Below are 14,455 nucleotides of genomic sequence, written 5' to 3'. Positions count from 1 at the left end.
ATCATTTAAAGGCTTCCTAAAAAGGGCCGTAAACAGCAGCCTTTATGACAGTTTATGCACGAACCATCATCATGATGACAGCTTTTATTGGGACAGCTTTAACAACGCCTTACTTAAGGCGGCAAATTCCTCGATGGTTAACGTTTCCCCTCTGCGCCCGGGATCTATCCCTGTTTCGGCGAGGGCGGACAGGACCTCGTCCTTCAGTGACCGATCAAATAAATTATGAAGGAGATTATTCAGTAATGTTTTCCTTCTCTGGGCAAAAGCCGCACGGACAACTTTAAAGAAAAAGGCCTCATTATCAACGTGAACCCTTTTCTCTTTTAAAAATTGAATTTTAACCACGCATGAATCCACGTTCGGCCTGGGGATAAAGACCGACTGCGGCACAACAGTGAGAATGTCCACATCCGCTTGATACTGGATCGCGACGGATAACGAGCCGTAATTTTTATTCCCTGGTTTCGCTTCCAGTCGTTCTGCGACTTCCTTTTGCACCATAACAACCATGGCTTCCAATAGTGGTGCGGCTTCCAAGAATTTAAACAGAATGGGGGTCGTCACATAATAGGGAAGGTTGGCGACGACCATTACGCGCTCCGCCGCTTTAAAATGCGTTTGAATGACCGTTTGAATGTCCGCTTCCATGACGTCTTGAAAAATGACTTCGACATTGTGATAGGGCTTGAGCGTCTCATTTAAAACGGGTTCCAAGCGCCGGTCGATTTCAAAAGCGACAACGTTTTTAGCTTTTTGCGCTAAATATTGCGTCAAGGCGCCTGCCCCCGGGCCCACTTCGATCACGCCCGTCCGCTCGTCAATCCCCGCTTCCGCCACAATCTTTTTTAAGATATTATCGTCAATAAGAAAATTTTGTCCCAAGCTCTTTTTAAATTGAAAACCATATTTATTGAGAATCTCCCTGGTGTTTTTGGGCGTTGATATGCTCTCCATGCTTTTCCTCCTCCAACACGACACGCAACGCGTCATCAAATGCTTCCGGTGTAATTTGAAACATATTTAGTCGTTTGTATAATTGTTTACCGTTCGTATAGCCGATCCGCAATTTTTCACCAAGACGCTCCCGGCGTTTTTTGGCCTGTTTCCCAAAAAGGAGTCCAGCCTTGATGAGTTTTTCCTGCGGGATGGTTTCAACGGGCTGTTCATACACTGTAAAAACCTTTTCCAAAGCCTTTCGAATGACATCCGGTGAGGCGTGTTCAATGCCTAAACTTTGGTTTTTGCCGCCAAAACCCTCGACTCTTGAAATAAACGCCTGCTTACAACCCGGAACGTATTGATTGACAATTTTGCGAATGCGTTCACCCGGCACATCAGGATCTGTAAAAACAATGACCCCTCTGGTTTCTTGTGCCAAGCGAATCGCCTCGAGCGTTGTTCGGCTGATTTCCGATCCATTTGTTTCTATAGTGTCGGCATCAATCGCCCGCTTTATAGCTGCCGTATCGCATTTTCCTTCAACGACGATCACTTCTTTTACCTTCACCCAAGACCCTCCAAAAAAAAATTTATAAATAATTTGCGTCACCATGAAACATTATTGTAAAACAAATCGTCTTAAAAGTGTAATAAAAAAAGAAGTGCAGCTGACCTCCCCTCTGCACTTCAATCCAATATCGTTACTTTGACCGTACGCAGTCCCCATCTAACCGCCTGGGACTGCGTCGGGAAAAAGATATCAATCCGGTTTCCGTGAATGCTGCCACCTGTATCGGCAGCAATGGCGTTACCGTACCCTTCCACATAGACTCTTGTCCCAAGCGGTATGACTTTCGGGTCAACCGCTATAATCTTTGCATCAGGATGCGATTTGAGATTGAAACCTGTTGATGTAATTCCACGGCAACCGCCGCAGTTAGCCGTATAAGCCGTGCTCTTCATGTAAAGGACTTTTCCGGACCTATGATAGGACAATTGTTGGACGTTTTTTGTGCCAACGGCGATAATTTTATCTGTCGGCTCTTGTTGGACATCCGTTTGGATCACACGCCGTTTGACTTCTTTTCCGTTTTCAAAAGTGACTTCGTACGTCTTTTCTACCTTTCCTTGGCGTCCAGCTTGGATGACTTTGCTCGTTCCCTTCGGCATAGTATCGTCATACCTTTTGACAACTTTAAAATCCAAGGGTTCGAGTTTTTGTTCCTTCTTTATCTCCACGCGAATGACATTGACTTTATCGCCGTACGTTAAACGCGTCGATAGGTCCTTGGGCTCCAACTTGTCATCAGCATCGACCGAAAGATGTTCAGCCTTTAAAAATTCCGCAACGGTCATCGGTGTTGTCCAGACGGTCTTTACCTCTCCGCCATTAGATAAAGTGACTTGAATGCCGCGTTCAACTTTGATCGTCATATTCCGGTCAATTTTTTGATCTAAACCGGGTTCGACAACATCATGCGAACCGACCTTAATACCTTGCTTGTCCAACAGATCACCAACTGTGGCTTCCGTCGTCCAAACCGGTTCTGCATGATCGTTTGCCTCAATGGTCACATGGTAAGCCTTATCCCAAACGACTGTCATGTTTTTGTCCAATTCCGTTTTTAAACCCGGTTTAATTTCGTCATGGTGCTTGTCCACCTTAATGCCTTGTTCATCCAATAACTCAGCGACTGTATCACTCGTTGTCACTACGGTTCTTTCGATACCGTTTTTTACAAGTTTGATAGTTTTCTTATCATAAGCATAGGCCGTATACCCGAACAATGAAGTGATGGCGACCATCACAGCAATGCCAACGGCCACATAAACTTTGTTTTTCGGGTGTTTCAGGAGCTGTTTTATTTTGGGTATCATCCAACCCCTCCTTGAATCTTCGGTTTCCCCCATTATTCCCATAATCTAATGAACTTATAATCTATTTTCTGACTCTTATTATTTTTCTATACCAAAGAGTGTCTTTGCATTAGTCATGGTCACTTCTGCCAAAGCTTCATAGGACATTTGTTTAAGCTCAGCCAAAGCTTCCGCAACGAGCTTTACCCTTGCCGGTTCATTTCGCTTGCCTCTAAACGGATGTGGACTTAAATACGGGCAATCCGTTTCAATTAACAAACGCTCAAGAGGAACTTTTTGGGCCACCTCTTTGGCAAGCTGCGCATTTTTAAAGGTCACGGGTCCGCCAAACGAAATATAAAAATTCATATCCAGGCATTGTTTGGCCGTTTCCCAATCGGCACTGAAGCAATGCATAATGCCTCCAACGTCTTCGGCATGTTCCTCTTTTAGAATCTGTACCACATCATCGGTTGCCTCCCGATTATGTATAATAATTGGCAGTCTTAAACGTTTCGCTAAAGCAATTTGCTTTCGGAAAACGTCTTTTTGGATTGTCTTCGGTGATTTATCCCAATGATAATCCAAACCCATTTCACCTAAGGCCACCACCTTGGGATGATGTGTCAATGACTCAATCCACGCCAAATCGTCGTCGGTCATATCCACTGCATCGACAGGGTGCCAACCGACACTCGCATAAATATCATCATGCTGATCGATGATTTCTAATGCCTTCGTGATCGTTGGGCGGTCAAAGCCGACGACCAACATACGCGTCACACCGGCGTCTCTTGCTCGTTGAATCACTTCTTCGCGATCCTCATTAAACGCCTCGCTATTGATATGGGTATGCGTATCAAAAAGCATGTCCCTCAGTCCTATCCCTTGGCTTAGAAATTTAAAAATTACTTTGTAAAGTTTACCACGTAAAAATGTTAAACATACAACAGGGATATGTCAGGAAGATTAAAATTATGTAACAGATTGACCGAATCGCCATAATTTTCGATTTATAGATAGAAAACCCCCTTTTGGTTTTAAGGTGTAAAAAAAGAGATAGGCGAAAGGCCTATCCCTCTTTGGATGGTTATTTAATTTTGGTACCGTTAGGAATTTGCGGGTCAATGGTGGCAACCTTTAATACCCCATTTTCTTCACCGGCTAAAATCATGCCTTCGGAGCGTTCCCCGCGAAGGGTGACCGGCTTCAAATTGGCTACAACAATGACTTTCTGACCGACTAACTCTTCTGGAGTATAATACTTTGCAATACCCGAAACGACTTGGCGCGTCTCAAAACCTAGGTCTAGCTTAAGTTTCAAAAGCCGATCCGCTTTTTTCACTTTTTCTGCCTGAAGCACTTCCGCCACCCGTAACTCAACCTTGGCAAAATCATCAATCGTAATTTCCTCGACGTCCGGTTTTTCGATGGTAGTTGCTTTGGTACTTTGTTCTTCTTGTTTCGGAGTGGTTCCTCTCATTTGGCTTAAAATATAGTCCATTTCTTCTTTCGCATCCAAGCGCGGGAAAATTGGTTTTCCCTTTTGCACTTTCCAATCTCCAGAGCTTATGCCAAAAGTGGCTAGCGCCTCCCACGTTACCGCGTTTTCTTCATTGATGCCTAATTGCCTAAAGATTTCTCCCGGTGTGGACGTCAGGAACGGACGGAGTAAAACACCTGTCATCCGAAGCGCTTCAACAAGGTGGACCATGACTGAGGCCAGTTCTTCTTTTTTGGTTTCATCCTTTGCCAAAACCCAAGGCATGGTCTCATCAATATATTTATTGGTTCGCCGAATTAACTGCCATATATCGGTCAACGCAACGGAAAACTGGAGATTTTCCATTTCGGCTTCAACCTTTTGCACCGTTTCCAATGCGACGCTTTCCAAATCTTGATCATAAGCCGTCACTTGTCCTTTATACGCGGGAACGATGCCATCAAAATACTTTTCGACCATGGCTACGGTTCGATTCAATAGATTACCGAGATCATTCGCTAAATCATAATTTAATCGATCGATAAAGCCTTCCGGCGTAAACACCCCGTCGGCACCAAATGGCACTTCGCGCAAAAGGTAATAGCGCAAGGCGTCCAGACCGTAGCGGTCGATAATCGGTTCAGGGTCAACAACATTACCTTTAGATTTGGACATTTTTCCGTCCTTCATTAAAAGCCAGCCGTGACCGAACACCTTTTTTGGAAGCGGTAAGTCGAGCGCCATTAACATAATCGGCCAATAGATGGTATGGAAACGGACAATTTCTTTTCCCACTAAGTGAATATCGGCCGGCCAATATTTATAAAACTTTGATTCGTCATCCGAGCCGTAACCGAGTGCCGTAATATAGTTGGTTAAGGCGTCAATCCAAACATAGACCACGTGTTTCGGATCATCCGGAACTTTGATCCCCCATTCAAAGGCGGTTCGGGATACCGCTAAATCTTCTAGGCCCGGTTTAATAAAATTGTTGATCATTTCATTTTTACGTGATTCCGGTTGGATGAAGTCCGGATTTTCTTCATAATAAGCGAGCAAGCGGTCCACGTATTTGCTCATTCTAAAGAAATACGATTCCTCTTTAACCTTTTCCACAGGACGCCCGCAGTCCGGACATTTGCCATCCACTAATTGATGCTCGGTAAAGAACGATTCACAGGGCGTGCAATACCAACCTTCGTATTCACCGAGATAGATATCGCCTTGATCCACTAAACGTTTAAATATTTTTTGAACAGCCTTGGTATGACGTTCTTCCGTCGTGCGAATAAAATCATCATAGCTGATATCGAGCTTGTCCCAGAGGGTTTTAATGCCGCTGACGATGCCATCGACATATTCTTTCGGCGTAACACCTGCTTCGGCTGCCTTCCGTTCAATTTTTTGACCGTGCTCATCGGTGCCAGTCAAATACATCACATCGTAACCGCGCAGCCGCTTATATCTCGCCATTGCATCACCGGCCACTGTCGTATAAGCATGGCCAATATGTAAACGATCGCTTGGATAATAAATGGGTGTTGTTAAATAAAAGGTCTTCGATTCCTCCGGCATCGTTTGTCCTCCTTGTAATGTTTAATACTTAACTATAATTATCATAAATCATCGTGTCAAGAATGCGGTTGACATACCAATTATTACAATTTATTTACTTTTTGGAAAAACCATTTATATTTTTTCTTTTTTTGTTATTATAGAATGAAAGGGATTTAATGACAAATGTTTGCTGATGGCGTCAATGTTGAAGGACTTAGATAATTCGTTTGAATTTTCCTTCAAATTGGACAAAACTCAAAAAAAAATAATTGACGGCATTGGGAAACGCTGGTACGATGGAAGAAAAGAGAGATAATGTCGAAAAATGACGGTGCAAAAAAATGATTTGGGGAGGAGATTTCTCATGAAATCGACTGGTATTGTAAGAAAGGTCGATGAACTCGGCCGCGTCGTGATTCCGATTGAATTGCGTCGCACACTCGGCATCAACGAAAAAGATGCGTTGGAAATCTATGTTGATGACGAGAAAATTATTTTAAAGAAATATAAGCCAAGCATGACTTGCCAAATTACCGGGGAAGTTTCCGATGATAATCTTTCATTGGCCGGTGGCAAGTTAGTGCTCAGCAAAGAAGGCGCCGAAATCGTCCTTCGTGAAATTCAACAATACCTCGCTGAAAGCAAGTAATATAAGGTTGACTCATACAGGGTTTCTTCCTACAAAGAACGGGAAGTAACCCTGATTTTATGAGCCAACCTTCTTTATTTTTATGATTGATGTATTAGATTATAAATGTCCCGCTTCGGGACGCCGCGGTCTTTCGCTGCTTGCTTGATGGCATCTTTCATGGATAGTTGTTTTTCTTTTATGTAAAATTCCACATGCGCTTTGGGGTCAAGTCCCTCCCACCATAAATCGCCTTCTTTCTCAAGGCTTCTACCTTCAACGATGAGGCAGCATTCCCCTCTAACTTCCTCTTTCTGAAGGTGCGCCGCCAAAGACTCGAGATCGCCTCTAAGAAACGTTTCATATCGTTTCGTCAATTCCCTCGCCAATGTCATCTTTCTATTTCCCAATACCTTTTTCATTGTCATAACGGTATCCTTCAAGCGGTGAGGAGCCTCATAAAAAATAAGGGTGTGCGGATAATCTTTCAGCTCTTCCAATATTTGCACCTTTTCTTTGTCACGTCGCGGTAGAAATCCCCAAAAAAAGAAATGATCTGTGCTGAGACCAGAGGCCACCAATGCCGTGATGGCTGCATTTGGTCCTGGGAGGGGAATCACTGGAATGGCTTCATTAATACAGTCAGCGATGAGGTCGACCCCTGGATCCGATATCCCGGGCATCCCAGCATCCGTAACAATGGCGATGGTTTGCCCCTCTTTCATCATCTGGATGAGTTTCGGCCCGCTCGTTTTTTTATTATGTTCGTGATAGCTGATCACGGGTTTGGCAATCTCAAAATGGCACAATAGCTTCAGAGACTGCCGCGTATCTTCCGCTGCTATGACATCTACGGATTTTAATACATTTAACGCGCGTAAGGTGATATCTTCCAAATTCCCGATGGGCGTTGGAACAACATATAACCGCCCCGTCTTCAGCTCTTGGCTATAACTTGTTTGTTCCTGCATCGGCCCCACCCTTCATAATGAGCATTTGTTTTTCTTTCCGCCTCATCGCTTTGATCGCATATTCCCTTCGCAATGCGTCTCCTTTTGTTTTGCAGCTTTCCATATATACGAGCTTGACCGGCCGCCGGCTTCTTGTATATTTCGCTGCTGTACCGTTTTGGTGCGCTTTTAGCCGCCTGACCAGATCATTCGTGATTCCCGTATAAAGTGACCCGTCTCTACATTCCAAAATATAAACAATATAAGGTTTATCCATATGTAAGTTGCTTAAGCTCCTTAGTATAATCCCCATGATCGTTATAAACAAAAATGGGGTTCAGGACTTTCAAGCCTTTACGCCCATCTTTCACCCCTTCTATAAGCAGCATATTTGCCGGCTCTCCTGATCGGGGATGGACAAATTGCAAGCGTTTCGGGGCGATTCGATAGGTTTCCATTAAAGTCAGTATTTCCGCTAAGCGTTCGGGACGATGCACAAAGGCCACTTTCCCTTTTTGTCTGACGAGTTGTGAGGAAACGCGGATGGCATCTTCCAAAGTCATATGCAATTCATGACGAGCTATCGCATAATGCGGGTTTGGATTTTTGATATGGGCTTGTTCACGCGTAAAATAAGGGGGATTGCAAGTCACAACGTTAAACATGCCCGCTCCAAACGTTTTCACAGCATCCAATATGTCTCCGCAATGAAGCGTGATGCGCTTTTCCAGATGATTCAAAGCAACACTTCTTCGAGCCATATCGTATAAACGGGGTTGAATTTCAATACCGTAAATGGGTCCTTTGGTGCGCTTAGAAAGAATCAGCGGAATCACTCCGTTACCAGTGCATAAATCCATCATCCCGCCCTTTTGGATAGGCACATAAACAAACTTTGCCAGCAGGACCGCATCTAACGAAAACGAAAAAACGTCCTTGCTTTGAATAATTTTTAAATCCGTATCCAAGATAAAATCGATTCTTTCTTCCGGACCGATGTCGACCACGTGCTTCCCTCAATTCATGCAAATGGAAAGGCATCCGACCCACACCCATAAAGGCAGACAGCCAGATACCCCTAATTTCCGCTTATTTTTTATTTAAAAATGATAAACAGAACAGGCAATCACCGTCTTTACGGATGCTGCCATAATGTATATTGCATATATGAAAGCCTTCTTGATATAAACGGGCGAGGTTATCGTAACCTTCCCCAATTTTTAGCTCTTTTTTTTCAATCTGTTTTTCTTCGTTTTGATGATGGAACTGTTCGGCCCTTTGGCGTAAATTTTCATTTTCTACGGTCAAATGCTGATTCTCTTCTAGGACTTGGGTGAGTTCTTTCCGCAAAACCCCCAATTGTTCGTAAAGGGCCCCGATTTGTTCCTCCAGCTTTGTGACAAAGACCAATAAATCTCTGTTCTTCAAGGCTTCCACCTCTTATTTAGTGGCTGTGTGAAGATACGGCTCCTTCGTTAATCAGCTCGTCTAACGTATACTCAATGACTTTTCCATCTTCATCCAATTCAATTTGGACGAGTTTTTCAAGGATATTAAGCCCGACCACTCGCCCTGTGCCATAGCGCACGGTAATCGGCTCGCCGATATCCGGTAACTCGCGCTTTGCGGTTTCGTACAGTTCGTTTTCATATTTCAGGCAGCACATCAACCGCCCGCAAACACCGGAAATTTTGGCAGGGTTTAAGGATAAATTTTGATCCTTAGCCATTTTAATTGAGACTGGTTCGAAATCACCCAAAAAGGTTGAACAACAGAGCATACGCCCACAAGGTCCGATGCCGCCGAGCATTTTCGCCTCATCCCGAACGCCGATTTGCCGGAGTTCAATGCGGGTGCGAAAAACGCTCGCCAAATCCTTGACGAGTTCCCGAAAATCGACGCGACCTTCTGCCGTGAAATAAAAGATAATTTTATTGCGGTCAAAAGTATATTCGACATCGACCAGTTTCATCTCTAACCCGTGTTCGGCAATCTTTTCATTACAGATTTGTAAGGCTGCTTTGGCATCGTTTCTATTTTTTTCAACTTGGAGGTGATCTTCTTTAGATGCTTTTCGCAACACTTTTTTTAACGGTTGAACAACATCTTCTTCTCCTACCGTTTTTCGAGCGATGACGACTTTACCGTATTCGATCCCCCGGGTCGTTTCAACAATGACCGCATCGTGATTCTCTAATTCCCAGTCGCCGGGGTCAAAATAATATATTTTACCCGCTTTTTTAAAGCGAACACCTACGACATCAAGCATAAACGCCGGCCCCCTCTTGCAACTTCAGTGACACGTATTCCAAAACCGATAATGGGTTTCCATTGGATTGAAGCCGCCTTTGAGCCTCCATGAGGAGGGAAAGGGCGCAAGCCGCTTGTTCCGCTGTCATTTTTTCCGCCGCCTCGGTCAATGATTCCATCCTGTCAACATAAACGACGTTATCATTTTGACCGATATGTAAAGCCATTACATCGCGGAACCAGATGAGCATCAATCTCAACATCATCTTCATCTTGTCACTGTCATTAAAATGTAGTGCACATTTTTCATACATCGTTATTATAGCATGATTTGGCCGAGTAAGAAGGTCTTCCATAAAGTGTAGCACGATGGAACGGCTGTTGGCAAACCATTCATCCTTTGATAGGGTTGTTGCTTCTTCCGCATCACTCGTCACGGCAGACACCGTTTTTGCCATTACACGGCTCACACCGTTCTCCAGCAAGTGGTGCACGAGCAGCTCTTTTGATAACGGTTTAAAATGAAGAACTTGGCATCTTGAAAGGATCGTCGCAAGTATCTTTTGACTGTGTTCCGTGATCAAGATACATAACGTATTTCCTTGTGGTTCTTCGATAAATTTTAATAAACTATTGGCCGCTTGAGAGGTCAAAAGGTCTGCTTGCTCGATGATAAAAAGTTTCTTGCTCGTTTCCACACCCTTATATGAAAAAGCCTTAATGAGTGAGGCGATTTGCGGTTTCTTTATGGACCTGCCGTCTGGCTGAATCACGACAACATCCGGATGATTACCTGAGTCGATTCGCTTACAATCGGGACATGCACCGCATGGCTCAATCCCATCACGTGCGCGGCAAAAAAAAGCGCGGGCAAGATGAGACGCTGCTTCCCGCTTTCCAACACCTCGGCCCCCAGAAAAAAGATAGGCATGGGCCAATCGGTTATTGCGAATCCCGTTCATTAAAATGCGCATGGCAGCGGGCTGTTTTTTTGCAAGATCACTCCACGTCATAGCCATCACAACTTTCCGTTAACGGTACAAATTAATCAATAGACCTTTGATCTCATCCAAGGCAGCCAAGATGTCGATCGACTCCGTTCCGGCTTTTAACACATCATCTGTAAGTGCCAAAAGCCGCTCATCAATTTGCTTGACGACGATTTGCACCGGTTGCCCAGGATCGTAAAAGGAATGGGATTCCGAAAGAGCCAAGCCATATGATACCGCCTTTTGTAAAAAATCTTTGATCAGCCGTTTATAAATTTGCAGATCACGCACGGTGCGAGATTTGGCAAGCCTTCTTCCCTGTTCATCAATTTCGGCAACGAGAGCCTCAAATATTTCCGCTTGATAGTTTTCCTTTTCGCTTTGTATAAAGTTTTTAAATGGGACAGAAGATTTTTCAACTGGCTTCACCGGTGTCCGTCGTTCAAGCACTGTCCCTCTATCCTGCTCAATTTTTATCGCCATAACATCCTCCGGTATTTATGTTTAAAATTGTTTAAAGTCATCCACCTTTAATACAAATACCGTTGCACCCCCGACTTCAACTTCTACGGGATGGGGAATGTAGGAATCGGCACTACCTCCCATCGGCGAGATGGGTGCGACCATTTGATTACGGCTCTTACAATTTTCCTTAATGACATCCAAAAGCTGGGGAACGCGGGCATCATCTACCCCGATCAAAAATGTCGTATTTCCCGACCTTAAAAATCCTCCTGTGCTGGCTAATTTCGTCGCTTGGAAGTTTTCCTTGATAAGCGCTTGTGATAGCCGGTTGCTATCCTTATCTTGGACAACGGCCATAATTAACTTCATTCTCAATCACCCCTTAAATGAAATTGTTGTTCAAGCATGGATTCAAAATCGGATAAAATGGCTTTAAAAACATCCTCAGGCGGCTGATTTCCGTTCACTAGACAGATTCTTTGTTTATTTTCGATATAAATTCGTTGAAATCCTTCACGCACACGTTGGTGGTAATCCAAATTTTTCTGCTCGATGCGATCCAAATCCTCCGACCCTTGACTGTGTGTTTGTCTTTTCGTCATGCGCTCACGGCCAATTTCCGGGGAAATGTCAATGAGATATGTGCGGTTCGGTTCTAATTCACCAACGGCAAAACGGTTGATCGCCTTTACCGCCTCCATTGATACGCCAAGGCCGTACCCTTGATAGGCGATGGAAGCATCGACAAACCGGTCGCATAAAACGATCTTCCCGTCATGAAGAGCGGGCAAAATCACTTCCCGAATATGTTGAGCTCGCGATGCAGCATAGAGCAACACCTCGGTTTCATCAACCATTTCTGTATGATCCGGATTTATCAAAATTTCACGGATGGCATCACCGATTTTTGTTCCGCCAGGCTCCCTAGTTAAAATATAGGGATACCCTTTATCATTAATATATTGAGCCAATTTTTGTATTTGTGTGGATTTTCCAGCACCGTCAGGACCTTCAAAAGTAATAAACATTCCGTTCACAAAAAGGCACTCCTCTTTATCACATAACTGTTCTGTTCATTTTATAAACCCAAAGCGAGTGATCCCCGTTTAAACCATGAAACCGGGCACCCGCATCGAGCAGGGCTTTCATATGATCAAGATGGTCATCGGTTATCCTTTCCCCATCCAAGAGCAAAGGAACGCCTGGCGGATAGGGGATAACCATTTTCGCAGCTATTCTCCCCTCTGCTTGCTGAAGCGGAATCAATTCCTTTTCCAACCTCTCGGACGCTTCATAACTGATCACTGGTGTCGTCATCGGCTGGCTTTGCAGATCATAAGGGACACCTTCGGCCAAACGGTTCGGGTTAAAGTGGCTGAACACTTTTTCAAAGACGGGCAGGATTTCTTTTACCGGGAAACGTCCGCCAATGGGGAGTGTTAGTAAAACATGATCTCGATCAGCCATCTCCGGATAAAGGCCGGCCGAAAATAACGCTTCCTGAAGGTGAAATCCCTGTCCATCCGCCCTTAAAATCACTTTAAATGGGTCTTGATCAGCCAAATCTTCTTCAACACAATCGAAACCTTTTTCCATTATCCCAAGCTTAAATGCATCGATATCTTTTAAAATGGATTGCAGTTTTTCTCGATCGATGCTTGCAAGATGCGCACGCGCTAAATCAAGCGAAGCCATGATGGGATAGGAAGGGCTTGATGTTTGCAAGCGTTCCAAGTATTCTTCCACTTTTTCAATATCAATCCGCTGTGAAAGGATATGTAAATAGGATCCCATCGTCATCGCCGGCAATGTCTTATGCGCCGACTGCACGACGATATCCGCACCCATGGACAAAGTGCTTTTCGGAACGGGTGACCCCATTATAAAATGAGCCCCGTGCGCTTCATCCACTAACACGAGGAGCCCTTTTTCTTTCGCATACCTTATAATTTCTTCATAATCTTTTTTTGCCATGCCGTAGTAATTGGGGTACGTTAAGATTAGAGCCTTCGCGTCCGGATGTTGTTCCAAGGCATCCCGAACCGTTTCTCTACTAATGCCTACAGGAATGCCAGAACGCCCTGACTCTGGGGCGATAAAGACAGGATTGACCCTCGCCATCTTTAAAGCATTAAAGATGGACTTATGGCTGTTTCTTTGAACCAACACTTTATCATGTGGCCGGCATGCAGATAAAACCATAACCAGATTGCCGACCGTTGTGCCGTTCACCAGAAAATAGCTTTTTTTCGTTTTATATAAATCAATTAATAATTCTTGGGCGCTTAAAATGACATCAGTGGGGTCATAAAGGTCATCGAGGCCATGAACTTCCGTTGCGTCGATCTTCAAAATCTCATGAAAAAGCGCTTCTCCGCGTTCCGGAAATGTAAAGCCATCTTTATGACCGGGGACGTGAAAGGAGTAAATTTGTTTTTTTCCATACTCTATTAAAGCATCGAATAGTGGTGTTTCCTTTTGATTCATGTCTCGGTTTCCTTAAAAGCTTTTCTTTTATTTTACCATATCTCGCAAATCAATGTCTCTTAGCTATCCGTTAGACATTTCTCTTTGGAGAGGCGCGTGTTACATTTTCATTTTTTCAAAGAAAAAAGGCCAAATGCTTTAAGAACATTTGCCTTCATGGACTTCTTCATCTTGGATGATTTTTATGCTTATCTTTCCGAGCTTTTTAATGAAAAATTGATATTTATCTTGATCTACACCAGTTTTCACCATTTCCCTCTGACAGGAATCACAGATCAATTGATTGCAAATCCGAATGCCGCTTGGCTTCCTCTCTTCGCAAATAATACAAGTATCGAAGTCAAATTGGTTTAGGGCCGTTTCCATCGCATCCACCTCCACCACACAGCATTACCCATCTTAACAAAAATTATTCAATGTAAAAGAAAATTCGCAATCGAATCTCTCCCACATCAGCCATAGAACGATGGCTTTTGTTTATTCATATGCTATTGGGCAAGATTTGGTGGCTAAAAACCTGATCTTATCCTTTATCGACCGCTCATTATGGACCACCAACGGATAAAGTAAGTTTTGTCCTTGTACACAATCCATTGGACTTCAACCTTAGGATGGCTTTTTTTTTACTTGATCAGCGACCCGCGGAATTCCGGATTATACGGCCAACTTATTTTTTATACTCTTTGAACAAAAAAAGAGAACAGCTTTCGCTGTTCTCTTCCATTGCCCGGCAACGACCTACTCTCACAGGGGGAAGCCCCCAATTACCATCGGCGCTGAAGAGCTTAACTTCCGTGTTCGGGATGGGAACGGGTGTGACCTCTTCGCCATTGTCACCGGACAGATC

Annotated in this window: 17 protein-coding genes and 1 rRNA gene; 1 reads left to right on the top strand and 17 read right to left on the bottom strand. The window is 44.0% G+C overall.

The window, feature by feature from the left end; all coding sequences use genetic code 11:
- Positions 1–84: 84 nt before the first annotated feature.
- The 5 genes from rsmA to metG form a co-directional block, all read right to left on the bottom strand.
- Entirely contained in the window at positions 85–957 is an 873-nt protein-coding gene (rsmA, locus tag H532_RS0109050) for a 16S rRNA (adenine(1518)-N(6)/adenine(1519)-N(6))-dimethyltransferase RsmA (RefSeq protein ID WP_027725220.1), read from the bottom strand.
- Positions 911–1,510 carry a ribonuclease M5 gene (gene rnmV, locus H532_RS18380; RefSeq protein ID WP_051263240.1) on the bottom strand — a complete coding sequence of 200 codons (600 nt, stop codon included), beginning with the start codon at positions 1,508–1,510 and terminating at the stop codon, positions 911–913. The genes rsmA and rnmV overlap by 47 nt, the downstream gene beginning before the upstream one ends.
- 119 nt (positions 1,511–1,629) lie before the next feature.
- Positions 1,630–2,820, bottom strand: a complete 1,191-nt coding sequence (locus H532_RS0109040; protein WP_027725219.1) for a G5 and 3D domain-containing protein — start codon at positions 2,818–2,820, stop codon at positions 1,630–1,632.
- A gap of 78 nt (positions 2,821–2,898) precedes the next feature.
- Positions 2,899–3,669: a TatD family hydrolase gene (locus H532_RS0109035; RefSeq protein WP_027725218.1), complete on the bottom strand. Its 771-nt coding sequence runs from the start codon at positions 3,667–3,669 to the stop codon at positions 2,899–2,901.
- A gap of 220 nt (positions 3,670–3,889) precedes the next feature.
- Positions 3,890–5,857 (bottom strand): methionine--tRNA ligase, encoded by a 1,968-nt coding sequence (gene metG / locus H532_RS0109030; RefSeq protein ID WP_027725217.1) that lies wholly within the window; start codon positions 5,855–5,857, stop codon positions 3,890–3,892.
- 346 nt (positions 5,858–6,203) lie between these two features.
- On the opposite strand from metG, the gene H532_RS0109025 reads away from it, so the two are divergent.
- Complete coding sequence (locus H532_RS0109025; RefSeq protein ID WP_027725216.1) at positions 6,204–6,488, top strand: transition state genes transcriptional regulator AbrB; 285 nt, start codon at positions 6,204–6,206, stop codon at positions 6,486–6,488.
- An 80-nt stretch (positions 6,489–6,568) separates the two neighbouring features.
- Here H532_RS0109025 and rsmI read toward each other — a convergent pair whose 3' ends face one another.
- From rsmI to rrf, 12 genes are all read right to left on the bottom strand, one after another.
- Entirely contained in the window at positions 6,569–7,438 is an 870-nt protein-coding gene (rsmI, locus tag H532_RS0109020; protein ID WP_027725215.1) for a 16S rRNA (cytidine(1402)-2'-O)-methyltransferase, read from the bottom strand.
- The gene (locus H532_RS0109015) at positions 7,416–7,694 is read right to left on the bottom strand and encodes a GIY-YIG nuclease family protein (protein WP_027725214.1); all 279 of its coding nucleotides are present in this window, start codon (positions 7,692–7,694) and stop codon (positions 7,416–7,418) included. Before H532_RS0109015 ends, rsmI begins: the two co-directional genes overlap by 23 nt.
- A complete protein-coding gene (locus H532_RS0109010; protein WP_027725213.1) occupies positions 7,687–8,424 on the bottom strand; it encodes a tRNA1(Val) (adenine(37)-N6)-methyltransferase in 738 nt (245 codons plus the stop codon). Before H532_RS0109010 ends, H532_RS0109015 begins: the two co-directional genes overlap by 8 nt.
- Before the next feature lie 82 nt (positions 8,425–8,506).
- Positions 8,507–8,845, bottom strand: a complete 339-nt coding sequence (gene yabA, locus H532_RS0109005) for a DNA replication initiation control protein YabA (protein ID WP_027725212.1) — start codon at positions 8,843–8,845, stop codon at positions 8,507–8,509.
- A 16-nt stretch (positions 8,846–8,861) separates the two neighbouring features.
- Positions 8,862–9,686 carry a PSP1 domain-containing protein gene (locus H532_RS0109000; protein WP_027725211.1) on the bottom strand — a complete coding sequence of 275 codons (825 nt, stop codon included), beginning with the start codon at positions 9,684–9,686 and terminating at the stop codon, positions 8,862–8,864.
- On the bottom strand, positions 9,679–10,686 hold the full coding sequence (gene holB, locus H532_RS0108995) for a DNA polymerase III subunit delta' (protein WP_027725210.1): 1,008 nt from the start codon (positions 10,684–10,686) through the stop codon (positions 9,679–9,681). Before holB ends, H532_RS0109000 begins: the two co-directional genes overlap by 8 nt.
- A gap of 12 nt (positions 10,687–10,698) precedes the next feature.
- Positions 10,699–11,139: a YaaR family protein gene (locus H532_RS0108990; protein ID WP_051263239.1), complete on the bottom strand. Its 441-nt coding sequence runs from the start codon at positions 11,137–11,139 to the stop codon at positions 10,699–10,701.
- A 21-nt stretch (positions 11,140–11,160) separates the two neighbouring features.
- Complete coding sequence (locus H532_RS0108985; RefSeq protein WP_027725208.1) at positions 11,161–11,490, bottom strand: cyclic-di-AMP receptor; 330 nt, start codon at positions 11,488–11,490, stop codon at positions 11,161–11,163.
- 2 nt (positions 11,491–11,492) lie between these two features.
- Positions 11,493–12,158 (bottom strand): dTMP kinase, encoded by a 666-nt coding sequence (gene tmk / locus H532_RS0108980; RefSeq protein ID WP_027725207.1) that lies wholly within the window; start codon positions 12,156–12,158, stop codon positions 11,493–11,495.
- Between the two features lie 19 nt (positions 12,159–12,177).
- Positions 12,178–13,608 carry an aminotransferase class I/II-fold pyridoxal phosphate-dependent enzyme gene (locus H532_RS0108975; RefSeq protein ID WP_027725206.1) on the bottom strand — a complete coding sequence of 477 codons (1,431 nt, stop codon included), beginning with the start codon at positions 13,606–13,608 and terminating at the stop codon, positions 12,178–12,180.
- 138 nt (positions 13,609–13,746) lie between these two features.
- Entirely contained in the window at positions 13,747–13,974 is a 228-nt protein-coding gene (locus H532_RS19905; protein ID WP_081412404.1) for a sigma factor G inhibitor Gin, read from the bottom strand.
- Between the two features lie 359 nt (positions 13,975–14,333).
- Positions 14,334–14,449: ribosomal RNA gene (gene rrf / locus H532_RS0108965) — 5S ribosomal RNA — on the bottom strand.
- Positions 14,450–14,455 lie beyond the last annotated feature (6 nt).

Source organism: Tuberibacillus calidus DSM 17572 (genome assembly GCF_000430685.1).
Classification (GTDB): Bacteria; Bacillota; Bacilli; order Bacillales; family Sporolactobacillaceae; genus Tuberibacillus; species Tuberibacillus calidus.
The sequence above is the reverse complement of the archived record's forward strand: the minus strand, read 5'-3'. Positions and strand labels throughout refer to the sequence as shown.